This window comes from Arthrobacter sp. TE12231 (assembly GCF_054062895.1).
Genome location: NZ_JBSSFS010000001.1, coordinates 1325458 through 1346836, shown reverse-complemented (window position 1 = coordinate 1346836; position 21379 = coordinate 1325458). Strand labels below are relative to the sequence as shown.

The 21379-nt window shown below is 66.4% G+C and carries 20 protein-coding genes and 2 tRNA genes; 4 read left to right on the top strand and 18 right to left on the bottom strand.

Annotated elements, in window-relative coordinates; translation table 11 throughout:
• Window positions 1-3: 3 nt before the first annotated feature.
• Genes ACVWYS_RS06120 through ACVWYS_RS06100 form a run of 5 tightly spaced genes read right to left on the bottom strand, consistent with a single transcriptional unit; the run spans window position 4 to window position 5428 of the window.
• Window positions 4-888 (bottom strand): ABC transporter ATP-binding protein, encoded by an 885-nt coding sequence (locus ACVWYS_RS06120; protein WP_456508690.1) that lies wholly within the window; start codon window positions 886-888, stop codon window positions 4-6.
• On the bottom strand, window positions 881-1792 hold the full coding sequence (locus tag ACVWYS_RS06115) for an ABC transporter permease (protein WP_116766566.1): 912 nt from the start codon (window positions 1790-1792) through the stop codon (window positions 881-883). Before ACVWYS_RS06115 ends, ACVWYS_RS06120 begins: the two co-directional genes overlap by 8 nt.
• A complete protein-coding gene (locus ACVWYS_RS06110) occupies window positions 1789-3525 on the bottom strand; it encodes a glycosyltransferase family 4 protein (protein ID WP_456509465.1) in 1737 nt (578 codons plus the stop codon). Before ACVWYS_RS06110 ends, ACVWYS_RS06115 begins: the two co-directional genes overlap by 4 nt.
• The gene (locus tag ACVWYS_RS06105; protein ID WP_456509464.1) at window positions 3522-4763 is read right to left on the bottom strand and encodes a glycosyltransferase family 4 protein; all 1242 of its coding nucleotides are present in this window, start codon (window positions 4761-4763) and stop codon (window positions 3522-3524) included. Before ACVWYS_RS06105 ends, ACVWYS_RS06110 begins: the two co-directional genes overlap by 4 nt.
• Before the next feature lie 23 nt (window positions 4764-4786).
• Window positions 4787-5428, bottom strand: a complete 642-nt coding sequence (locus ACVWYS_RS06100) for a hypothetical protein (protein ID WP_456509463.1) — start codon at window positions 5426-5428, stop codon at window positions 4787-4789.
• A gap of 232 nt (window positions 5429-5660) precedes the next feature.
• On the opposite strand from ACVWYS_RS06100, the gene ACVWYS_RS06095 reads away from it, so the two are divergent.
• Window positions 5661-6161, top strand: a complete 501-nt coding sequence (locus tag ACVWYS_RS06095) for a DUF3515 family protein (RefSeq protein ID WP_116766562.1) — start codon at window positions 5661-5663, stop codon at window positions 6159-6161.
• Window positions 6162-6209: 48 nt separating this feature from the next.
• On the opposite strand, the gene ACVWYS_RS06090 is transcribed toward ACVWYS_RS06095, so the two are convergent.
• From ACVWYS_RS06090 to leuC, 6 genes are all read right to left on the bottom strand, one after another.
• Window positions 6210-7340 (bottom strand): D-alanine--D-alanine ligase family protein, encoded by a 1131-nt coding sequence (locus tag ACVWYS_RS06090; RefSeq protein WP_425547180.1) that lies wholly within the window; start codon window positions 7338-7340, stop codon window positions 6210-6212.
• A 17-nt stretch (window positions 7341-7357) separates the two neighbouring features.
• Window positions 7358-8440 carry an NAD(P)H-dependent glycerol-3-phosphate dehydrogenase gene (locus ACVWYS_RS06085; protein WP_344365476.1) on the bottom strand — a complete coding sequence of 361 codons (1083 nt, stop codon included), beginning with the start codon at window positions 8438-8440 and terminating at the stop codon, window positions 7358-7360.
• A complete protein-coding gene (locus ACVWYS_RS06080) occupies window positions 8437-9183 on the bottom strand; it encodes a lysophospholipid acyltransferase family protein (RefSeq protein WP_344365474.1) in 747 nt (248 codons plus the stop codon). The genes ACVWYS_RS06085 and ACVWYS_RS06080 overlap by 4 nt, the downstream gene beginning before the upstream one ends.
• Before the next feature lie 10 nt (window positions 9184-9193).
• The gene (gene murA / locus ACVWYS_RS06075) at window positions 9194-10519 is read right to left on the bottom strand and encodes a UDP-N-acetylglucosamine 1-carboxyvinyltransferase (protein ID WP_091253277.1); all 1326 of its coding nucleotides are present in this window, start codon (window positions 10517-10519) and stop codon (window positions 9194-9196) included.
• 261 nt (window positions 10520-10780) lie between these two features.
• Window positions 10781-11383 (bottom strand): 3-isopropylmalate dehydratase small subunit, encoded by a 603-nt coding sequence (gene leuD, locus ACVWYS_RS06070; RefSeq protein ID WP_456508686.1) that lies wholly within the window; start codon window positions 11381-11383, stop codon window positions 10781-10783.
• A gap of 92 nt (window positions 11384-11475) precedes the next feature.
• Window positions 11476-12930 (bottom strand): 3-isopropylmalate dehydratase large subunit, encoded by a 1455-nt coding sequence (leuC, locus tag ACVWYS_RS06065; RefSeq protein ID WP_344365464.1) that lies wholly within the window; start codon window positions 12928-12930, stop codon window positions 11476-11478.
• Between the two features lie 130 nt (window positions 12931-13060).
• Between leuC and ACVWYS_RS06060 the strand changes: the two genes are divergently transcribed.
• On the top strand, window positions 13061-13780 hold the full coding sequence (locus ACVWYS_RS06060) for an IclR family transcriptional regulator (RefSeq protein WP_026266447.1): 720 nt from the start codon (window positions 13061-13063) through the stop codon (window positions 13778-13780).
• 13 nt (window positions 13781-13793) lie between these two features.
• Window positions 13794-14330 carry a DUF1697 domain-containing protein gene (locus ACVWYS_RS06055; protein WP_456509462.1) on the top strand — a complete coding sequence of 179 codons (537 nt, stop codon included), beginning with the start codon at window positions 13794-13796 and terminating at the stop codon, window positions 14328-14330.
• A gap of 419 nt (window positions 14331-14749) precedes the next feature.
• Here ACVWYS_RS06055 and ACVWYS_RS06050 read toward each other — a convergent pair.
• Window positions 14750-14822 (bottom strand) — tRNA-Glu (locus ACVWYS_RS06050).
• Window positions 14823-14951: 129 nt separating this feature from the next.
• Window positions 14952-15023: transfer RNA gene (locus tag ACVWYS_RS06045), tRNA-Gln, on the bottom strand.
• A gap of 347 nt (window positions 15024-15370) precedes the next feature.
• Here ACVWYS_RS06045 and ACVWYS_RS06040 point away from each other — a divergent pair.
• Window positions 15371-16768, top strand: coding sequence for a hypothetical protein (locus ACVWYS_RS06040; protein WP_456509461.1), 1398 nt, complete (start codon window positions 15371-15373; stop codon window positions 16766-16768).
• A gap of 23 nt (window positions 16769-16791) precedes the next feature.
• On the opposite strand, the gene ACVWYS_RS06035 is transcribed toward ACVWYS_RS06040, so the two are convergent.
• The 5 genes from ACVWYS_RS06035 to ACVWYS_RS06015 all read right to left on the bottom strand — a co-directional run bounded on the left by ACVWYS_RS06035 (window position 16792) and on the right by ACVWYS_RS06015 (window position 21325).
• Complete coding sequence (locus ACVWYS_RS06035; protein ID WP_456510278.1) at window positions 16792-17532, bottom strand: HAD family hydrolase; 741 nt, start codon at window positions 17530-17532, stop codon at window positions 16792-16794.
• Window positions 17533-17593: 61 nt separating this feature from the next.
• On the bottom strand, window positions 17594-19132 hold the full coding sequence (gene gltX / locus ACVWYS_RS06030; RefSeq protein ID WP_456508681.1) for a glutamate--tRNA ligase: 1539 nt from the start codon (window positions 19130-19132) through the stop codon (window positions 17594-17596).
• A gap of 117 nt (window positions 19133-19249) precedes the next feature.
• Complete coding sequence (locus ACVWYS_RS06025; protein WP_116766554.1) at window positions 19250-20026, bottom strand: fumarylacetoacetate hydrolase family protein; 777 nt, start codon at window positions 20024-20026, stop codon at window positions 19250-19252.
• Window positions 20027-20109: 83 nt separating this feature from the next.
• On the bottom strand, window positions 20110-20919 hold the full coding sequence (locus tag ACVWYS_RS06020; RefSeq protein WP_456508680.1) for an MBL fold metallo-hydrolase: 810 nt from the start codon (window positions 20917-20919) through the stop codon (window positions 20110-20112).
• 31 nt (window positions 20920-20950) lie between these two features.
• A complete protein-coding gene (locus ACVWYS_RS06015; RefSeq protein WP_133247500.1) occupies window positions 20951-21325 on the bottom strand; it encodes a DUF1304 family protein in 375 nt (124 codons plus the stop codon).
• Window positions 21326-21379: the final 54 nt, after the last annotated feature.

Genomic DNA, 21379 nt, shown 5'->3' with positions numbered 1-21379 from the left:
TGGCTACCTGGACCGCTTCCAGCCGTTGGGAAGCAGGGTGGTACGCATTTCGGGCAGGCTCGCCATCAGCTCAGCACGGATTTGGCGGCCGTAGTCGGCATTGCCCTCATTCATGCGCCAAATGAAGTTCCGGTATTCCTTGGCGACTTCGTCCGGGGTTCCGTCCATGATGAAGTCGCCCTTGTCGATCCAGATGGCGCGGTTGCACATGCCAGTAATGGTCCCGAGGCTGTGGCTGACCACAAACACCGTTCCCGCCTGGTTCGTGACCGTCTCCATCCGTTGCTTGGAACGTTCCTTGAACTGGGCATCGCCGGTGTTCAGGGCCTCGTCAATGAGCAGGATTTCGGGGTCCACCGCAGCGGCAATGGCAAAGCGGAGGCGCGCGCCCATGCCCGAAGAATAGGAATTCATCGGGTGGTAGACCTCGTGCTCCAACCCGGACATCTCCACGATGTCATCGAACTTGGCATCGATTTGGGCGTGGCTCATGCCCATGGCCAGGCAGCCGAGCCTAATGTTCTGGGCGCCCGAGATGGAGCTGATCAAGGCGGCGTTGACGCCCAGCAGGATGGGGTTGCTCGCGGCGTAGACGGTGCCGGAGTCGGGGATGATCAGCCCGGCCAGAACCTTCATCAGTGTGCTCTTGCCGGAACCGTTGCGGCCAATGACACCAATGGAGTCACCTTGATTGGCCACGAAGGAAATCTTGCTCAAAGCCGTGGTCTTTACCGCTGTGTCGCCGAGACGGCGGTTCCTCAGGCTCTTCACAATGGAGGTCCGGGCATTGGTCCGCCCGGGAGTATGGTTCTTGGTCCGATAGACGACCGAAATGTCATCCACGACCACTGTTGGCTCCAGGATGGGGCCGCCCGATGCCTCAAACACGTCCATAGCTCTCCTCCCCGCGCCAGAAGACAAAGAGTCCCACGGCGACCGATCCCAGTGCCCACAGGCCCAAGACGGCCCAGGCCCGCCAGGACGGTGTGGTGTCGTAAAGAACCGTGTCACGGATGACCTTGATGACCTGGAACACCGGGTTGAAATCCATGATGGTGCGCATCACCGGGTACTTGCCAAAGCGCTCCTCGGCAAAGAAGACCGCCGAGGCATACATCAGGAATCGAACCACAAATGTGAGCAGCATGCTAAGATCCGGGACCTTCATGATCAACGGTGCCAGCATCATGCCGATCCCGAGGTTGAACAGGAATTGCAGCAGGATCGCCGGAATGATCAGGAACCACCGCCACGTGATTTCCTCGGCCGGTGCCGTGAAGATCACGAAGAGCAGCATGACGATCGTCACGGGAATGTTGGAGATGAGTTCCCGCACGTTGAGCGCCAGGGGCAGGGCCGCCCGGGGAAACTGGAAGGCCCGGATCATGGACTTGTTACTGGTGAGCGACTTGGCCCCACCCAGGATGGACCGCGTGCTCATCTGGAACGTAAAGACGCCGATGATCAGGTAGCCGATGAAGTTTTCAATGCCCTTGCTGGTGCTCAGGAACACGCCAAAGATCAGGTAGTAGCTGAGGCCGCTCAACAACGGGGTCAAGACGAGCCATGCGGTACCCAGATTGTTTTTGTCGTGGCCGCTCTGCACCCTGGCCCGGGCATCGAACAGGATGAAACTCCGGCGGTCCCACAACTGGACCAGGTAGTCCAGGAAATCGGGACGCTGCCCCACTTTGCTCAGCCGGGCAAGGTTCACGGGCACCGAGACGGTGGCGGGTGCTTCCGTCTGCACGGCTTCGGTTTGTTCCGCTTCCGTTTTTTCTTGGATGCTCATTTAGTTACTCCCAGCATTTCCAACTCTCGTGCCAGGGCAACCGCGTTGGCGGCCCATGTTCTTTCCTGCAACACGCGTTCCCGGCCGGCAGCTCCGAACTTTGCTCCAAGCTCCGGGTCCGAAAGCAATTCCCGGATAGCCTTGGCGAAGGCGGCAGGATCCCCCGCCGCCGCAAGAAAGCCGGTCACCCGGTCCTCGACGATTTCCGCCAGTGCCGGCAGGTCGCTGGCCACTACAGGCCGGGCGGAGGCCATGGCTTCCACGGGTTTGAGGGGTGTCACGGATCGCGTCACCTCCAAGTCCTTGCGCGGCACAACGAAAACATCCAGCGCTTGATGGTACAGGGCCGTCCGGCTCCGGGGCACGCGGCCTGTGAAGATGATGCGATCGGCGTAGCCGCTTCGCTGCGCCTGGATCTGCAGCGCTGGCAGGGAAGAACCGTCGCCGACTATCAGGAGACGGAGCTGAGGAAGGTCCTCCGCGAGCAGCACAAACGCGGCCAGCAGGTCCTCAATCCCTTCATAGGGTACCAAGCTGCTGACTGTGCCAATGAATTGCCCGTCTTCTGCAAGACCGAGCTCGCGCCGGGCGCTGGCTTTCTCCTGCGGTTCGGAGAGGAAATCACCGCCGACGGCGTTGGGGGCAATCAAGACCTTGCTCCCCGGAATCCCGGCGGCGACAATGTTCGCCTTCATGGCGGTCCCGAGGGTCAGAACCAGGTCAGCGTCCTGCATGACGTCCGTTTCCCTGTTCTGAAACAGCCGGTATCTCTCGCTGTTCCGGGCCTCGGGACCGCGGGTGGAGGCCCACGTGTCGGCCAGCTGGCCGCGGACCTCGTAGACCCAGGGAATGCCGAGGGCCTGGGCCACGGCCCGCACTACCAGTCCGTTGACGTAGTGCGTGGTGGTGTGCAGGACGCTCGGCTTGAAGTCCAGGGCCACGGCGAGCAATTCCTCCGCCTGCTGCTGCAGCCGGGCGTCAATGGTCTGGGCCATCGTGGCGGGCAGGAGCCGGCGGTACCGGATGCCGTCCACGGTGTCTGTGGCTTTGGCCAGGAGCTTCCCCACCTGCACGGGATACCCCATCCGCGTGACCGCCAGCACTTCCCAACCGGCCGCCTGCTGCGCCAGCAGCGTGGAGTGGGAGCGCTGGGCATAGCCGCTGGCGGTGTGCGGCAGGGAATTTGTCAGAAGATGAAGGATCCGGCCGGGAACCGGTGTGTAGTCCCGACGCTCCAGCGACGGGGATGCGTCCGCCAGAATTGCCGCTTCGGCCGCCAGGCGCGCCCGTTGCCGCAAGCCCGCCGCTCCCGCGCCGTCGAGCGCCTCTACAGCTTCGCTGACGGCGCCGTCGTACCAGAGCCGCCGTGCCCGGGCCTGTTTTGCATGCTGCGCCGTGCCTGCCTTGGCCAGAAAGACATCCGACACCGCCGGAAGGTTGGCGGCGAGGGCGACGTCGGCCAGGCGCCGCGCTCGCTCACCTTCGACGTTGCCGCCGGCGGCTATGCGCAGCCGGCGTTCGACGTCGGAGCCGTCTCCGGCGGCGAGTGCCGCCAACAGCACGGCCGCGGAGGTGGAGTCTTTGGGGGCGAGCTGGCACAGGCGCTTCGCGAGCGGAAGCACGGCCGAGGGCATCCTGCGCGAAAGCTGCAGGAACAGGATGACGGGATCGTCGGTCAGGTGCTGCCTGACGACGCTCTGGGCCAGCCTGACGTTGTTGAGGAGCTGCATCATCGGTTAGTGCGGGTTTCCGCGAGCAGTTCGGTGATGAGTTCCATGTAGCGGCCGGCGAGTTGCCCGTACTCGGCGTTCGCTTTGACCCACTGGCGGCTGTCGCCGTTGCGGACCAGGCGGCCGCGGTCGGCCGCCAGTTCGCGCCACAGTGCCGCCAGCTCTTCCGGATCACTGGCCACGATGTCGCCGGCCTCGGCGTCGGAGACGATTCTGGCCGCTTCTCCACGCACCACGGCGGTGATGTGCCGCCCGATGGCCAGGACCTCGTAGGTCTTGGACGGCACGGTGGTTTCGAAGGACTTCCAGTCGTCCCGCAGGGAGACGATGCAGGTGTCAGCCGACGAGTAGCGTTCCAGCATGTCGTCACCGGTCAGGGGCGGGTGGAAGGTGACCGGAGCCTTCAGCTCACGTGCCAGCTTCTCCAGCGCAGGCCTCTGCGTTCCGTGGCCCACCATGTGCAGGTGCATGGAGTCCCCCACGAGGGCGCTCGCGCGGATCGCGACGTCGAGCTTCTGGCTCTCGCCGTGGTTGCCCAGGTACAGGGCCTCGAAGACGTCCCGCTCGGGTTCAGGCGGCCCGACGACGGGGATGGCGTCCAGGTGCACGCCGTTGCTGACGGTGGCCACATTGCGGACTCCGCGCGATCGCAGCGTGGCGGCGAAACCCTCCGTGACGGTGACCACGAGGTCCGCCCGGTGCTGGACAAAGTCCACCACGTGTTCCACAACGCTCTTGACGCTGCCTTGGACCAGACGGGCGTCACGGGCCAGGTCAGGCCAGGCATCCCGCATTTCCACGATCAGCGGGACACGGCGCATTTTGGCCAGGGCGTAGCCGGCCGCCAGCGACGGCAGCCCGGGGGCGGTGACAATGACGACGTCGGGCTTGCGGACCATCATTCCGGCCGGGACTGACAAGAAAGCGGAATAGCACTGATCCAGCAGCCGTGCGGCACGGGAGTTGCCGTGGCGCAGGTACGGAACGTGAAGAATCTTCTCGGTGAACTGGCCGTTGCGCAGCCGGAACGGCCTGCCCGCCATCCAGCGCGGGAGGGCCCGCCTGCCGAAGGGGTAGTGCGCCACCGGCGTTACGACGTCGACGTTCCAGCCCGAGTGGGAAAACTCCTTGATCATGGCCGTCCAGCGCCGTTGCGGCGGACTCTGTTCGGGCCAGTAGGAGTGGGTGATCAGCGTGATCTGCAGGCCGTCACTCGTGGTTTTGGCCGCACTCGACTCCATCAAGACTTGATCTTGCATGGGTGTCAGGACTTACGGGTGCGCGGAAGACCAGTGGCTTTTTTCGAGCTGATGAACCTGAAGTAGACAAAGCCCAGGCCCAGCAGGACGAGCACGGTGATGGCCTGAACGGCCAGGGGGCTGCCGGTGGCAACGGCCACTGCAGCCTGGACCTCTGACTTCACCATGACGGGAGGGTCGGTAGGCGTGGCGATGACGGCGGGGGCCGTCGACGGCGCGGCCGTTGGGGTGGGCGTGGGGGTCGGCGTCTCCGACGGGGTTTCTTCAACGACGGGGGCCGGCGCGACAGGTGCAACGACGGCCGGGGTTTCCACCACGGGAGCGGGCGTCTCGAGCGGCACAGCCGGCGGCTCGACGGGCACAACAGGTACGACGGGCGGGACTACCGGTGCCGGGGCGGGGTCCACCGGCGGGGCCGGTGTCACAACGGGCGGCGCAGGAGTTTCCACGGGCGTCGGCACGATCACGGGTTCGGTCGGCGTGACGGGCGCCGGATCCGTCGCCGGGGCTGTCGGTCCCGGGTCGGCGGGCGTCTGGGAGGGTGAGACCGCCGGAGCCAAGGGGCTCGGGACCACCAGGTCATCGGCGTTTGCGGCTGTCGCCGTGCCCGCGACTGAGGCGGCCAGGAGCAAAGCTCCCAGCCCCATTCGTATAGTTTTCTTTCGGCTGCACGACGTCATCGACAGTCCCTCCCCCACAGTGCGAGATTGAATCAGGTGTGCGTTATGCGGCCAACACTAACGTCATTGTCGGCAGAGCCCCAGAGGTGCACGAGGTCCCAGTCTACTCGAAGGCTAGAGTCAGGCTGTTCAAAGAGATGCTACCCGCAGACCCGAAAGTGTGGCCATAGCGCCACGCGGGGCGGGTTAAGCTGGATGAATGCTCCCGTTCAGCCGCCTTGTTTCCGCGCGTTTTCCGCTTCTTGTGGCGGCTGCCGCAGCCGGCCTGGCGTTGACATCCTGCTCGCCGGTAGTCGACGTCACGCCCGCGAAGGACGCCGCGAACGCGGCCTGTGCACCGATGATGCTGGCCCTTCCCGATGCCATTGGCGACGCCAAGCTGCGCAAGACCAATGCCCAGGCGACGGCGGCCTGGGGAGACCCGTCCCTGGTGATCCTGCGCTGCGGTGTCAACGTTCCGGGTCCCACGACGGACCGCTGCGTGAGCGTCAACGGCGTCGATTGGGTCATCAAAGAAGGCAACCCGGTGTGGACGCTGACGACGTTCGGCCGCGAACCGGCCACGGAGATCCTCATGGATCCGGACAAGATCAGCTCGGCTACCGTGCTGGCGGATCTCTCCCCTGCGGCGCTGAAGATTAAGGCCACCCGGAACTGCGTCGGCCAAGAGGACCTGCAGAACCTGCCGACCAGCAAGTAAGGGACCCGGCGCCGTGACGCCGGGCCCGGCGCTAGTGCCCCGCGGGGCCTAGCGCAGCCCCGTCTTGCGGTGCAGCGCGAGGTAGATCAGCTCGTCGATCAGTTCCGCATAGCCCAGGCCAGTGGCCTTCCACATCTGCGGGTACATGCTCTTGGGCGTGAACCCGGGCATCGTGTTGATCTCATTGATGATGAGCTCGCCCTCAGGTGTGTAGAAGAAGTCCACCCGGCTCAGTCCCTCGGCGCCGACGGCGTCGAAGGCGACAGCGGCCAGTTCCCGTACCCGGGCGATTGCCTCGTCGGGGAGGTCGGCCGGGCAACTGAGCGCGGCGGCGTCGTCGACGTATTTGGCGTTGAAGTCATAGAACTCGTGTCCCCCGCCCGCCACGGAAATCTCGCCCGGCATGGACGTCCGGGGGGCATCGGTCCCCCGGCCTTCCAACACGGCGCATTCAATCTCGCGGCCCGTGATGCCGGCCTCGATGACCAGTTTGGGGTCGTGCTCGCGGGCAGCCTCGATCGCGGCGTCCAGGCCCTCAAGCGAATCCACTTTGGAGATGCCCATGGAGGACCCCGCCCGGGCCGGCTTGACGAACACGGGGAAGCCGAGCTGGTCCACGCGTTTGCGGACGGTCTCGGGATCCGTGAGCCACTGCCGGTCGGTCACGGCGATGTACGGCCCCACGTGCAGCCCGGCCGACTCAAAGACCACCTTCATGAAGTGCTTGTCCATGCCGACGGCTGACGCCAGCACGCCGGCGCCCACGTAGCGGGTGTCGGAGAGTTCCAGGAGGCCCTGAATGGTCCCGTCCTCGCCGAACGGCCCGTGCAGGAGCGGGAAAACGACGTCGACGGCGCCGAGTTCCTGCGGAACCGCGTTCGGGGAGGCGACGATCAACTGGTGCTCGCCGCCGATCTCGGCCAGCGCCACGGTCTGCGTCGACGGCGCCACTTCAGGCAGCGACGTCGCCGAGAGCGACCATTCGTTGGTGTCCCCGGAGGCCAAAACCCACTGGCCGGTCTTGGCGATCCCGATGGGGATGACGTCGTACTTGTCCTTGTCGATCGCACCGAGGACGCCGGCGGCTGTCACGCAGCTGACGGCGTGCTCGCTGGAGCGGCCGCCGAAGAGCACCGCGACGCGGGGTTTGGACTGGCCTGTGCGGGCTTCTGTGGTCATGTTGTTCTCTGACACTCTCAGTAATCGCCTTCGGGTTTCAGGTCCCGGGACAGCAGCAGCGGACCCAGTTCGTCTACGGACAGTTTTCCGGCCAGGACGGCGACGACGGCTGCCGTGATCGGCATGTCGACGCCGAGCTTTCCGGCAAGTTCGTGGACCGCCTGGCTGGACTTGATGCCTTCCGCGGTCTGCTTCATCTCGGCCGTGACCTGATCGAGCGTCAGTCCTTTGCCGAGCAGCCGGCCGGCAGTGTGGTTCCGGGACAGCGGGGAGGAGCACGTGGCCACGAGATCGCCCAGGCCGGCGAGCCCGGCCATGGTCCGGGCCTCGCCGCCCAGGGCAAGGGTCAGCCGGGAGGTCTCCGCCAGGCCGCGGGTGATCACCGAGGCCTTGGTGTTGTCCCCCATTTTCTTGCCTTCGCAGATTCCCACGGCCAGGGCAATGATGTTCTTGACGATTCCGCCGATTTCGACGCCGACCACATCAGTGGTGGTATAAGGGCGGAAGTAGGGCGCGGTGCAGCTGCGGGCAATCCAGCCTGCCGTGATCGGATCCGTGCAGGCCACAACGGACGCAGTCGGCTCGTCCCGGGCGATCTCCATGGCCAGGTTGGGCCCGGAAACCACGGCGACTCGGTTGGCGGGCAGGTCCAGCTCCGCGCAGATGACCTCGCTCATACGGGCGTCGGTGTGGAGCTCAAGGCCCTTCATCAGGGATACGACGACGGCGCCCGGCGTCAGGTGCTTCTTCCAGGCCCGCAGCTGCGGGCGCAGGGTCTGCGCCGGAACGGCCAGGATCACCAGTTCCGCACCGGCAAGGACCGCGGCGACGTCCGTGGAGGCCGTGATGCTGGACGGCAGCTTGATGTCCTTCAGGTACTGCTCATTGACGTGCAGTGCGTTGATCTGGTCGACGACTTCCGGACGTCGGCCCCAGAGGCGGATGCTGCGCTCGACTCCGGAGGCGGTGGCCGCATCGGCGACCACTTTGGCGAAGGTGGTCCCCCATGAGCCTGCCCCCAAGACAGCCACGGTGGTGGCGGAATCCGTTTCCCGGAAGGCCGGCGCCGGAAGATCCGCCGTCACTGATTCCGCGGTCATGTGGTGACGTCCGGGTCAATGCGGCCGTGGGTGGGCTGGTTGTGCGCTGCCGGGTCCCAGCGCTCTGCCGGCGGCTGTTCGCCGCGCAGTCCGGCCAGGAGGCCGGTTATCGCGTTCATGATGACGTTCGTGGCGGCGGTGAGCGTCGCCCGGTCCAGCGGGCGGCCTTCGAAGGCGCTCAGGTCCACGGGATCCCCTACTACCAGGCGGGACGTCTTGCGCGGGAAGAGGTACAAACGCTTGGCGTAGCGCGGCAAGACCTCTTGGGCACCCCAATGGGCCATAGGCACCACGGGGATGCCACTCTCCAGCGCCATGCGCGCGGCGCCGGTGTGGCCCTTCATCGGCCACAGGTCAGGGTCCCGGGTCAGGGTCCCTTCCGGGTAGATGATGATCGCCCCGCCCTCGTCCACGATCTCCTTGGCGAGTTGAAGCGAGCGGTTCGCTCCCGCCGTCGTGCGTTCCACCGGGATCTGCTTGGTGGACCGCAGGATCGCCCCCAGAACCGGAACCTTGAAGAGGCTGGCTTTGGCGAGGAAGTGCGGCATCCGCTTCTGGTTGTAGAGCATGTGCCCCACTACCAGCGGGTCGATCTCCGTGCAGTGGTTGGGGGCGGCGATGAAACCCCCGGCGGGCAGCTTTTCCAGGCCTTCCCATTTCTTGCGCATCAGCAGATTCATCACCGGCCGGACGATCCCGGCGACTGTCACAAATGTGGCGTGGCTCTTGGCCGTTTCCTTCACAGGGCCCCCGCTACTTGGCCGACGTGATGTCGAAATCGGCGCCGAGGCCCGCGAGCTTCTCGGTGAAGCGCTCGTAGCCGCGGTTGATGATGTCAATGCCTGTGACGCGGGAGGTGCCGGTGGCGGCCAGTGCGGCGATCAGGTGGCTGAACCCGCCGCGCAGGTCCGGCACGTCGATGTCGGTGCCCTTGAGCTGCGCCGGTCCGGAGATCACGGCGGAGTGCAGGAAGTTGCGCTGGCCGAAACGGCACGGCACGCTGCCGAGGCACTCGCGGTGCACCTGTATGTTGGCGCCCATCCGGATGAGGGCCTCGGTGAAGCCGAAGCGGTTCTCATACACGGTTTCGTGCACGATCGAGACGCCCTCGGCCTGGGTCAGGGCGACGATGAGGGGCTGCTGCCAGTCGGTCATGAAGCCCGGGTGAACGTCCGTTTCGAGGACCAGCGGGTTGAGCTTGCCGCCGCGGTGGTAGAAGCGGATGCCGTCGTCGCCGATGTCCATGCCGCCGCCGACCTTGCGGTAGGTGTTCAGGAACGTCATCATGTCGCGCTGCGTGGCGCCTTCAACAAAGATGTCGCCGCGGGTGACCAAGGCCGCGGAAGCCCAAGAGGCCGATTCGTTGCGGTCGGAGAGGGCGCGGTGGTTGTAGCCGCCGAGGTCCTGGACGCCTTCGATCCGGATGGTGCGGTCAGTCTGGACGCTGATGATCGCGCCCATTTTCTGCAGCACCGCGATGAGGTCAACGATTTCCGGCTCGGTGGCCGCTCCGGAGAGTTCGGTGATGCCCTCGGCGCGCGTGGCGCTCAGCAGGACCTGCTCGGTGGCGCCGACGGACGGGTACGGAAGGGCAATTTTGGCACCCTTGAGGCCGTTCGGGGCGGAGATGTGGATGCCGCCGGGGCGCTTCTCCACCACGGCGCCGAACTGGCGCAGGACATTCAAGTGGTAGTCGATCGGACGGTCGCCGATCTTGCAGCCGCCCAGGTCCGGGATGAAGGCCTCGCCGATGGCGTGGATCAGCGGCCCGCACAGCAGGATCGGGATGCGCGAATCGCCGGCGTGGGCGTCGATCGCCGTGCTGGAGGCGGTCTTGGCACCCTTCGGGTCAAGTGTCAGATCACCGGTGACGGGGTCCTTATCAACCCTGACGCCATGGAGTTGGAGCAGGCTCGTGACAACCTCGACGTCCTTGATTTCCGGGACGTTGCGCAACACCGATGGTTCATTGCCCAGCAGGGCAGCCACCATGGCTTTGGGGACAAGATTCTTGGCCCCGCGAACGGTGACGCGGCCAGTTAGCGGGACGCCTCCGCGGATTGTCAGAACACTACTCATATACCGGTTTCCTCACGACTACTCGCCCCCAAATCCTTACAAAGGCTCCAGCTAAGCATAGGAGTATCCGTTACCGATCCGAAATACGGAGCCCTTCGGCGGGGCGCGCGGCGGGTGTTTGTGCGGATGTCCAGCCCCGACGAACTCGAACGAAAACGAATGCCGCCGTCGAGTCTTAGGACTCGACGGCGGCACATCATCACCGGACTCAGCGGCCGGCGGCGTCCCGAAGTCCGGAGCCGGGGGCACTGCCCCGGGGTCCTAGGACAACCGGGCGGGCAGCGTCTTGGGCTTGAAGGAGGGCCGGGTGGCCTCGTACGCGGTGATGTCTTCTTCGTGCTGAAGGGTCAGCCCGATGTCGTCCAGGCCTTCCAGAAGGCGCCAGCGCGTGTAGTCATCAATCTCGAACGGCGCCACAATGTTGCCGCACTGCACGGTCTTGGAGACGAGGTCCACCGTGACCTCGGTGCCGGGGGCGTTCTCGAGCTCCTTCCAGATGAGTTCGATGTCGTCCTGGGCCAGCTCGGCGGCGAGCAGGCCCTGCTTGCCCGAGTTGCCGCGGAAGATATCGGCGAAACGGGAGGAGAGCACGGTCTTGAAGCCGTAGTCCTTGAGCGCCCAGACGGCGTGCTCACGGGACGAGCCGGTGCCGAAGTCGGGGCCGGCCACCAGGACGGATCCTGCGTTGAACGGCGCCTGGTTCAGGATGAACGACGGGTCCTTGCGCCAGGCGGCGAAGAGCGCGTCCTCGAAGCCGGTGCGGGTGATGCGCTTGAGGTACACGGCGGGGATGATCTGGTCCGTGTCGACGTTGCTCTGGCGCAGCGGGACACCGATTCCGGTGTGGGTGGTGAACTTTTCCATGGCGGATCCTTCTCAGGCTGTATGGATCGAGGCTGGGTGGATCTGGGCTTCAGGGCCGGGTTTGCGGCCTGCGCTTCAGATCCGGGGACGGGCTAGGCGACGCCGGTTCGGAGCGCCGCGGACTCCGCAGCGGGGTCCAGATCCGAGGGCGAGCTCAGCGTGCCGCGCACCGCCGTCGCCGCCGCCACTACGGGCGAGACGAGGTGGGTCCGGCCGCCCTTGCCCTGGCGTCCTTCGAAGTTGCGGTTGGAGGTGGAGGCGCACCGCTCGCCCACTTCCAGCTGGTCCGGGTTCATGCCCAGGCACATCGAGCAGCCGGCGAACCGCCATTCGGCGCCGAAGTCCTTGAAGACCTTGTCCAGGCCCTCGGCCTCGGCTTCCAGGCGTACCCGGGCCGAGCCCGGAACAACGAGCATGCGGATGTTGGGGTCCTTGGTGCGGCCGCGGATGATGTCCGCTGCGGCACGGAGGTCTTCCATCCGGGAGTTGGTGCAGGAGCCCAGGAATACCGTATCCACACGGATGTCCTTCATCGGCGTGCCGGCCTCGAGCCCCATGTACTGCAGGGCGCGTTCGGCGGCGGCCTTGGCGTTTTCGTCGCCGAAGTCGTTCGGCGAGGGCACCTTCGCGGACAGGGATACGCCCTGGCCCGGGTTGGTCCCCCACGTCACGAACGGTTCCAAGGTGTCGGCGTCGAGGTCCACCTCGACGTCGAACACCGCGCCGTCGTCAGTGCTCAGCGTGTTCCAGTATTCGACGGCGGCGTCCCACTCTGCGCCCTGGGGCGCGTGCGGGCGGCCGTACATGTAGTCGTACGTGGTCTGGTCCGGAGCCACCAGCCCGGCGCGGGCGCCGGCCTCGATGGACATGTTGCAGATGGTCATCCGGGCTTCCATGGACAGGGCCCGGATGGCGGAGCCGCGGTACTCGAGCACGTAGCCCTGGCCTCCGCCGGTGCCGATCTTCGCGATGACGGCCAGGATGATGTCCTTGGCGCTCACCCCGGGGCGCAACGTGCCCTCGACATTGATGGCCATGGTCTTGAACGGCTTCAGCGACAGCGTCTGGGTGGCCATGACGTGTTCCACCTCAGAGGTGCCGATGCCCATGGCGAGCGCCCCGAAGGCGCCGTGCGTTGACGTGTGCGAGTCGCCGCAAACCACGGTCATGCCCGGCTGCGTGAGGCCCAGCTGGGGACCCACCACGTGAACGATGCCCTGCTCGGCGTCGCCGAGGGAGTGCAGGCGGACGCCGAACTCCTGACAGTTGTTGCGCAGCGTCTGGATCTGGGTCCGGCTGGTGAGGTCGGCAATTGGCTTGTCGATGTCCAGCGTGGGAGTGTTGTGGTCCTCGGTGGCGATGGTGAGGTCCGGGCGGCGCAGCTTGCGGCCGGCGAGCCGGAGGCCCTCAAATGCCTGCGGCGACGTAACCTCGTGCACCAGATGGAGGTCGATGAAAAGGAGGTCCGGCTGGGCGTTGGCTCCTTCGCCGTCCCCCTTGCGCACCACGTGCGCGTCCCAGACTTTCTCGGCCAGTGTCTTTGCCACGGCCTTCTCCCTTCACTGCGGTGATTAATGTGCGTTCCTGCGGGCTGTTGCTTCCACTGAACCAGCACAGCCAAGTAATACGCCAGCGCATTGACTTGCATCTCAGATAATGAGACGTCAATATCATTACATGGACAATTCTAGTGGAGTCGGTGTCATCGATAAAGCGGCCCATGTGCTTGACGCACTTGAGGCCGGCCCCACCACCCTGGCGCAGCTGGTTGCTGCGACCGGGCTGGCACGGCCTACCGTGCACCGGCTGGCCCTCGCCCTGGTGCACCACCGGCTCGTGAGCCGCGACATCCAGGGCCGGTTTGTCCTGGGCAGCCGCCTGGTGGAACTGGCCTCCGCCGCCGGCGAAGACCGTCTCATCGCCTCCGCCGGGCCCGTGCTCATGCAACTGCGCGACGCCACCGGCGAGAGCGCCCAGATCTTCCGGCGCCAGGGTGACTGGCGCGTTTGCGTGGCCTCCGCCGAGCGGCCGATCGGCTTGCGCGACACCATCCCCGTCGGCACCCAGTTGTCCATGAAGGCCGGCTCCGCCGCCCAGGTGCTGCTGGCGTGGGAAGATCACGACCGCCTGCTGGAGGGCCTCCAGTCCGCCCGCTTCACCCCCACCGTTCTGGCCGGAGTACGACGCCGGGGCTGGGGGCAGAGCCTCGGCGAACGCGAGCCTGGTGTCGCCTCGGTTTCGGCCCCGGTCCGCGGGCCGTCCGGCCGCGTGATTGCCGCCGTCTCGATTTCCGGCCCAATCGAGCGCCTGACCCGCCAGCCGGGACGGCTGCACGCCGAAGTGGTCTGCAACGCCGGCCGTGTCCTCACGGAAGCGCTCCGCAAGACCAACGACTAAGTATGCTGTGCCCATGAAAAGCTATGCCGTGTTCCTGCGGGGCATCAACGTGGGCGGTATCAACATCAAAATGGCCGACCTCAAGAACGCGCTCAAGTCCCGTCCCTTTGCCGGCGTCAAGACCTTGCTGGCCAGCGGCAACGTGGTGCTGGCCAGCGAGCTGGACCAGGCCGGCGTCAAACAGGAATTCGAGGCGTGCCTGCGGGAGACCTTCGGCTATGACGCCTGGGTGGTGGTGCTGACGGCAGACCGGGTGGCGGCCCTCGTGGAGGCCTGCCCCTACCCGGCCGACGACGCATCCACCCACACCTACTTGACCCTCGCCTCCGATACCGGCGTGCTCGCAGAACTCTTCGAGTCCGGCCGCGCCTTGGACGGGACCGAGCTCACGCAGCTGGGTCCGGAAGCGCTGGCGTGGCTCGCCCCCACCGGCGGAACCCTGGACAGTCCTTTCAGCAAGCTCTCCTCGAAGGCCAAGTACAAGGCCGCCACCACCACCCGGAATCTTCGGACCATGGTCAAAGTCCGCGACGCCGCGGCCGGGCTGTAGCCGACCGACCTCGAGCCCGCAGGCAGGCCGGCCGGACCGGAGCCCGCAGCCCCTGCCGCAGGGCCTTGAGCCTGCAACCGTCACCCACGGGCGACTCCACGGGCGACTGTCTTCAGTTGCGCGTTGAACGACTCCAGGCGGCGGACCTCAAGCTATCCGGGCCACAACGGGCTCCACCAAACCGCCGCGCTACACCGGGAGATCTACGAAACCGTTGCCTCGGCGGACATAGTCCCAATGGCCTGATTCGTTGTCACCCTGCATCGATTGCTCCGTAGCCGCCCTTTTGACCCGCCAGAAGGGCAGTTACGGAGCAATCGACGGGATGAGCGGGGGTTCCGGGGTAAGCGGGGGTTCCCGGGCGGCCATCAGGGAAAAGCAAAACGGCCCCGGGCTGATGCCCGGGACCGTTTCCGTTGTGACCCCAGCGGGATTCGAACCCGCGTTACCGCCGTGAGAGGGCAGCGTACTAGGCCGCTATACGATGGGGCCGCGTACTTCCAGAACAGCATTTCTGCCATTCAAGCCAAGTGATTGTTTCATACACTTGGCCGCTGTTTCAAATCGGCTCAGCCGATTCAAAACTTCCGAATATTCGCGGAAATCCGAGAATTTTCAGAGCTGGGATACCAGGACTCGAACCTAGAATGACGGTACCAGAAACCGTAGTGTTGCCAATTACACCATATCCCAATGGCACTTTCGGACCGGATGTTTGGGCCTAAACCCTCGCTCCCGGCGCCTCAGCACGAGTAATTACTTTACCCGAGAGTTTTCACTTGCACAAATCGGGGATCCGGCGCCGGGGCGAACGGCCCCCTCCGCCCCGATCGGGACGGCCCCAGCCGGAAAACCCGGGCCCACCCTTGCCAATCCGGCGGAAACAAGTTTACGCTCGGTAAGTTACCGATGAGTAACCACCCCTCCCCCACTCTGCTGCGGGCAGCTTTGCGACTATTTTCCAGTGTTAGCTGCATCACAGCTTCCGGGGTGGCCGGTGGCAGAGCAGCTGCCGGCGAGACCGTCGAGAGGATTCATCTGTGTCAGAGAGTCGTGCCGCCGCCAGTCAGACCCGCGCCCGGACCCGCGGGCAGCAAATTGCCATCGCCATCCTGGCGCTGCTGCTCATTGCCGTACTGGGGTTCTATACCCTCGTCACGGGACGCATCACGGACGGGTCGGCCAAGCTCAAGGACGGCGCCGGCCAGGCCTCGGCCGGGGCTGATCAGTTGAAAGACGGGGCCGGTAAGCTCGCCAACGGAGCCAGCCTGGCCGATGCCGGGGCCGGCAAACTTTCCGCGGGGGCGGAGAAGGTCTACTCGGGCATCAGCAGCCGGCTCGCCCCGGGGGCGGACAAGCTCCAGGCCGGCGCCGGGGAACTGGCCGAAGGCGCCGTCAAGATCGAGACGGACGTCAACGGCAAGCTCGCCCCCGGCGTCTACAAGGTCGATGACGGTGCGCAGAAGCTCGCGGCAGGGGCCGTGCAGCTGTCCGCCGCCCTGACCCCGACGCCGGCAGGCAACGCTGAGAACAACCTCGCCGACGGCGCCACCCAGCTCGACGGGGGCGCCGCCCAGCTTGCCGGGGGCACCGCCGCACTCGCCGCAGGAACGGACCAGCTCAAGGGCTACCGCGGTGCCAACGGCAATCCCGAAGCCGGAACCGGAACCGCTGCCTTGGCTCAGGCGCTGGAACTCCTGCAGGCCGCGGCCAACGACCCTGTCCAGAGCCTTGTTCCTCTGTCCGTCGTGAAAGACAAGATCGCCAAGATCACCGCAGGCGCACGCAAGCTGGATGCCGGCGCCACCCAGGTGCAGGCCGGCGCGCAGCGGCTGCAGGACGGCGCGGGCCAATTGCATGCGGGTACGGGAAAGCTCACGGCCGGTTTCGCCACGCTGGCCGGCAAGCTCAACAGCCAGGACCCGGCCAACCCGGGCGTGGTGCTGGGCACCCGGCTCCTGGCCGACGGCACCTCCAAGATCCGTGTTGGGATGGACGGGGTTCCCGGCGATCCCGAGCACCCGGGTCTGCTCAAGGCCGCCGCCCGGATGACCGCCGGCAGCTCCCGGCTGGCCGACGGAACCGTTGCCCTGAACGCCGGCATCAAGGGAACTCCGGGCGATCCGGCCAACCCCGGCCTGCTCAACGGCTCTCAGGCGCTGGCATCAGGGGCCTCCGAACTCTCGGCCGGGAACACCAAGCTGGCCGACGGCTCCTCACGGCTTGCCACGGGCGCGGACAAGCTCGCGGACGGGAACGCCCGGATCGCTGACGGCACCGGCACGCTCTATTCCGGTGCCGCAGCGGTGTCTCCCGGCACTGTGCTCCGGCAGTCCGACGCCGCGATGGCGCTAGGACTCGTCGGGGTGCTTGGGCTGGGTTCCGTGGGCGCCTTCCTGACACTGCGGCGGAAGCAGACAGCGGCCCAGGCCTCCTAGCGCGTGCCGGCGACGGGGAACAGCTACGCCAGCAGGTCCAGCAGGGAGCTGACCTGGCGTCCGAGGAAGCCCGGGGCCGGCTCCCCGCCGCGGTTCAGCCAGACGCCGAGGAGGCCTGCCGCCGTCGAACCTTCAGCGTCGAGTAGCCGGTTGTCGCCGATGTACAGCGTTTCGCCCGGGCCGGTGCCGATGCGGCGGACACCCTCGAGATATATGGCGGGGTCCGGCTTGGCGGCACCGACGGTATCGGTCCCCACCAGGACGGCAATCCGTGCCAGCCCGGCCGCGTCCAGCTTCACGCGCTGGTAGTCGTGGACGTTGTTGCTGACGGCCCCGTAGGGAATGCCGGCGGCGTCCAAGGCATCCAGCAGCGGTCCGACGTCGTCAAATGCCCGGACGTAGCCGTGCTGGCGGCTTGCGTAGGACGTCACCCAGTGGTGGGCTTGCTCGCCGTCTGACAGTTCGACGCCGAAGTGCTCCAGCGCCGCCCGGCCGCGGAGCAGCCGTTGCTCGTTGAACGTCAACTCACCGGCCAGGTAACGGTCGTAGAAATGGGTGGTCTCGTGGGTGAAGATCCGCCCGAACCTCACCCACCCGGCCTCATCGAGGCCGGGCAGGAGATGCTCACTGACGTCACGCAGAGCGGTCGTCATGGCGAATTCGAGGTCCACCAGGGTGTCATCGATGTCGAACAGAACCCCACGGACAGCGCCGGCGCCCAGACCCGCCGCCAGGATGGCGGGGCCCGGCGTGCGGCCGGCCATGGTCTCGTTCACAGTCTCGTTCACAGTCCCGGATCCGGGCGCGGTGTCCATCGGCGGAACGTCAGCCGCGGAAGGCGCGGAGGCGGGCCAGGGAGGAGTCCTTGCCCAGGATGACCATGGATTCGAACAACGGCGGGGAGATCCGGCGGCCGGAGACGGCCGTGCGGACGGGCCCGAACGCCAGGCGCGGCTTGACGCCGAGGCCTTCCACGAGGGCCTCCTTGAGGGCGGTCTGGATGTTCTCGGCCGTCCAGTCGGCAACGGGCTCCAGCGCGGCCAGGGCGGCGTCGAGGACTTCGGTGAGGTTCTCCGGCAGGCCCTTGCGGGCGTCGTCGGCGACGTCGATCGCGTCGTCGGCCTTGAACAGGAACGCGATCATCTCCGGCGCTTCGCCCAGCAGCGAGATGCGTTCCTGGATCAGCGGCGCGGCCTCGGCCAGGACTTCCTCCTCGCGGGCGGTGAGGGTCTCCCCCACGAATCCGGCGGCCTGCAGGTAGGGCACCAGCCGGCCCCGGAAGTCCTCCGGGTCAAGCATGCGGATGTGGGTGCCGTTGATTGCTTCGGCCTTCTTGATGTCGAAGCGGGCCGGGTTGGCCAGGACGTCGTTGACGTCGAAGTTCTCGATCAGCTGGTCCACGGTGAAAATGTCCTCGTCGGCGGAGAGGCTCCAGCCGAGCAGGGAGAGGTAGTTCAGCAGGCCCTCGGGGATGAAGCCGCGGTCCCGGAGCAGGAACAGGTTGGACTGCGGGTCGCGCTTGGAGAGCTTCTTGTTGCCCTCGCCCATGACGTACGGCAGGTGGGCGAAGACCGGCATGTAGCTTGCGACGCCGATGTCCATCAGCGCCTTGATCAGCACCACCTGGCGGGGCGTGGAGGAGAGCAGGTCCTCGCCGCGGAGCACGTGGGTGATGCCCATGAGCGCGTCGTCTACGGGGTTGACCAGCGTGTAGAGCGGGGAGCCGTCGGCGCGGACAATGACGTAGTCCGGGATGCTGCCGGCCTTGAACGTGATCTCGCCGCGGACCATGTCGTTGAAGGTGATGTCTTCATCGGGCATGCGGACGCGCAGCACGGGCTGGCGGCCCTCGGCCTTGAACGCGGCGAGCTGCTCGTCGGTGAGTTCGCGGTCAAAGTTGTCGTAGCCGAGCTTGGGGTCGCGGCCGGCGGCACGGTGGCGGGCTTCGACTTCCTCCGGTGAGGAGTAGCACTCGTAGGCGTAGCCGGCGTCGATCAGCTTGGCTACGACGTCCTTGTACAGGTCCAGCCGCTGCGACTGGCGGTAGGGCTCGTGCGGGCCGCCGACCTCCACGCCTTCTTCCCAGGTGATGCCCAGCCACTTGAGGGCCTCCAGCAACTGCTGGTAGCTCTCCTCCGAGTCGCGCGCCGCGTCCGTGTCCTCGATCCGGAACACGAACGTGCCCTTGGTGTGCCGGGCGTGGGCCCAGTTGAAGAGGGCGGTGCGGATCAGGCCTACGTGCGGGGTGCCCGTGGGTGACGGGCAGAACCGGACACGGACCGGGGTGTCAGTGGTGACTTCACCGGTGGAGGCAGCAAGCGGGGCGGAGCTGGAGACGGCGTCGGACGCGGAAGCAGTAGTCATAGTGGTACCAACATTACCAATCTCTACCGCGGCCGCTTGTCCGGAATACCGCCACGAAAACGGACAGCCGCACCGTGGATCCACGGTGCGGCTGTCCGAAATCGGCGCGAAAAACGCTTAGCGGCGCACCACAGGGTTGGAGAGGCGTCCGATGCCCTCGATCTCGACCTCAAAACGGTCCCCGGCCTGCACCGCGCCGACGCCGGCCGGGGTGCCTGTCATGATGACGTCGCCGGGCAGGAGGGTGAAGGCCTGCGAGACGATGGAGACGAGTTCCCGGACGCCGCGGATCATCTGGTTGGTGCTGCCGTCCTGGCGCAGTTCGCCGTTGAGCCGGCCCTGGATCTGCAGGTCCTCGGTGTCGAGTTCGGTCTCGATCCACGGTCCCAGCGGCGCCGAGGTGTCGAAGCCCTTGGCCCTGGCCCACTGCAGGTCCGTCTTCTGGACGTCGCGCGCGGTGAGGTCGTTGCCGCAGGTGTAGCCGAAGATCACGTCGTCCACCCGGTCCTCGGGTACGTCCTTGCAGATCCGGCCGATCACGACGCACAGCTCGGCCTCGAAGGACACGTCCTCGGAGAACTCCGGCAGCACAATGGGATCGTTGGGCCCGATCACGGAGGTGTTGGGCTTGAGGAACAGCAGGGGCTGCTGCGGGACCTCGTTGCCCAGCTCACGGGCATGTTCCGCGAAGTTGCGGCCCACGCCGATGACCTTGCTGCGCGGAATGATCGGCGCCAGGAGGCGGACGTCTTCCAGCTTGTGCTTCATGGGGGTTCGTTCCACGCCGTGGAAGAAGGGGTCGCCCTTGATGACAGTGACTTCCTCACTGCCGGGCTCGCCTTCCACGATGCCGTAGAGGGGATCAGAATCAACTACAAACCGGGCGATACGCATGGTTCCAAGCGTACCGTCCCCGGCGGGCGCCCCTCCCCCAACTGGCTCGCACTTGGGGCCGTTATGAGCGCTGAAAACGGCTTCTACTGCGAGTTAGTTGGGTGGGTGCGCAGGTAGTCCAGCTGCGCAGCGACCGAAAGCTCCGCGGCGCGGCGGACGGAAGGATCGACGTCGGCGTACACGGCGTCCGTGACGGCGCGGACATCGGCGTCAGCGCCGACGCCGGCGCCCAGGGCCACGAGCGCGGCCCGGACCTGCTTGAGTCTGCCCTGCCGGTGGTCCCGGTAGGCGCGGGCGACGGCGTCGAGCGCCGGGAGTACGGGGCCGTGGGCCGGCAGCACTGTGGCGGGTCCGAGGCGTTCCAGCTTGTCCAGCGAGTCGAGGTAGTCGCGGAGCGTGCCGTCGGGGTAATCCAGCACGGTGGTTCCAGAGCCCAGGATCGTGTCCCCGGTCAGCACCGAGCCGTGCGGGCCGTCCTGCGGCAGGTGGAAGCACAGCGAATCCGAGGAGTGGCCCGGCGTCGCCAGGACCCTGATCTCCACCCCGGCGGCATGGAGCGTTTCGCCGTCCTGCAGCGGGAGCGCGCCGTGGCAGTGGGCGGGATCCGCGGCCCGTACCGGCGCGCCCGTGAGCTCGGAAAACCTCGCGGCGGCCGCTGTGTGGTCCGCGTGCCGGTGCGTGATCAGGATGAGCTCGATCCGGCCCTCCCCGGCCAGCGCCTTCAGGTGCGGTTCGTCGAGGGGCCCGGGGTCGACGGCGACGCTGGCCGCCGCCGGGGCGCCGATGAGATAGGAGTTGGTTCCGGCCAGGCTCATGGGCCCGGGGTTCGGGGCGAGCCGGAACCGGGTCAGCTCGCTGCTGCGGACAATGCCGGCGGAGGTCTCGGAAGTCACGGTCCCATCCTCGCACTTCCTCCAGAAGGCCTTAGACGAGCAAGAGGGTCGCGATGATGAGCGGCAGGAGCCCTTCTGCGATGGCGCTGCCCCAAAGCCGCCGCTCGGACAGAAACAAAATGAGGCCGAGAACCACATGGCTCGTACAAATGAACAACAGGAGCGCCTGGCCGGCTGCGGCATCGGCTCCCCCGAGCATGATGGCCCCCGCGATGGCACCGATCCCCCAGATCACGTTGTAGAAGCCGAGATTCAACGTCCCCAGCCAGGCGGCCTGGACGTCGTCCGGTTCGGCGACGAATAGCCGCTCCAGACGCTGGTCGCGGATGAAGAACGACTCGGCTACACCGACGACGATCAGCAGGCCCCCGAAGACCACGCCCAGAACCTGGATAAGCCCGGTCATCTGCTCATTGTGCACCCGCGGCTCCAGCCTCGAACAGGGCCGATTGGACAGGTT

Coding starts and splice junctions, on each gene's coding strand:
- ACVWYS_RS06015 (WP_133247500.1), bottom strand. CDS start 21,325: ATGACCGGGCTTATCCAGGTTCTGGGCGTGGTCTTCGGGGGCCTGCTG.
- ACVWYS_RS06085 (WP_344365476.1), bottom strand. CDS start 8,440: ATGACCGCGGAATCAGTGACGGCGGATCTTCCGGCGCCGGCCTTCCGG.
- ACVWYS_RS06100 (WP_456509463.1), bottom strand. CDS start 5,428: ATGGGGCTGGGAGCTTTGCTCCTGGCCGCCTCAGTCGCGGGCACGGCG.
- ACVWYS_RS06025 (WP_116766554.1), bottom strand. CDS start 20,026: ATGCGTATCGCCCGGTTTGTAGTTGATTCTGATCCCCTCTACGGCATC.
- ACVWYS_RS06115 (WP_116766566.1), bottom strand. CDS start 1,792: ATGAGCATCCAAGAAAAAACGGAAGCGGAACAAACCGAAGCCGTGCAG.
- ACVWYS_RS06095 (WP_116766562.1), top strand. CDS start 5,661: ATGCTCCCGTTCAGCCGCCTTGTTTCCGCGCGTTTTCCGCTTCTTGTG.
- gltX (WP_456508681.1), bottom strand. CDS start 19,132: ATGACTACTGCTTCCGCGTCCGACGCCGTCTCCAGCTCCGCCCCGCTT.
- leuD (WP_456508686.1), bottom strand. CDS start 11,383: ATGGAAAAGTTCACCACCCACACCGGAATCGGTGTCCCGCTGCGCCAG.
- ACVWYS_RS06055 (WP_456509462.1), top strand. CDS start 13,794: ATGAAAAGCTATGCCGTGTTCCTGCGGGGCATCAACGTGGGCGGTATC.
- ACVWYS_RS06060 (WP_026266447.1), top strand. CDS start 13,061: ATGGACAATTCTAGTGGAGTCGGTGTCATCGATAAAGCGGCCCATGTG.
- murA (WP_091253277.1), bottom strand. CDS start 10,519: ATGAGTAGTGTTCTGACAATCCGCGGAGGCGTCCCGCTAACTGGCCGC.
- ACVWYS_RS06090 (WP_425547180.1), bottom strand. CDS start 7,340: ATGACCACAGAAGCCCGCACAGGCCAGTCCAAACCCCGCGTCGCGGTG.
- ACVWYS_RS06035 (WP_456510278.1), bottom strand. CDS start 17,532: ATGGCCGGCCGCACGCCGGGCCCCGCCATCCTGGCGGCGGGTCTGGGC.
- ACVWYS_RS06110 (WP_456509465.1), bottom strand. CDS start 3,525: ATGATGCAGCTCCTCAACAACGTCAGGCTGGCCCAGAGCGTCGTCAGG.
- ACVWYS_RS06105 (WP_456509464.1), bottom strand. CDS start 4,763: ATGGAGTCGAGTGCGGCCAAAACCACGAGTGACGGCCTGCAGATCACG.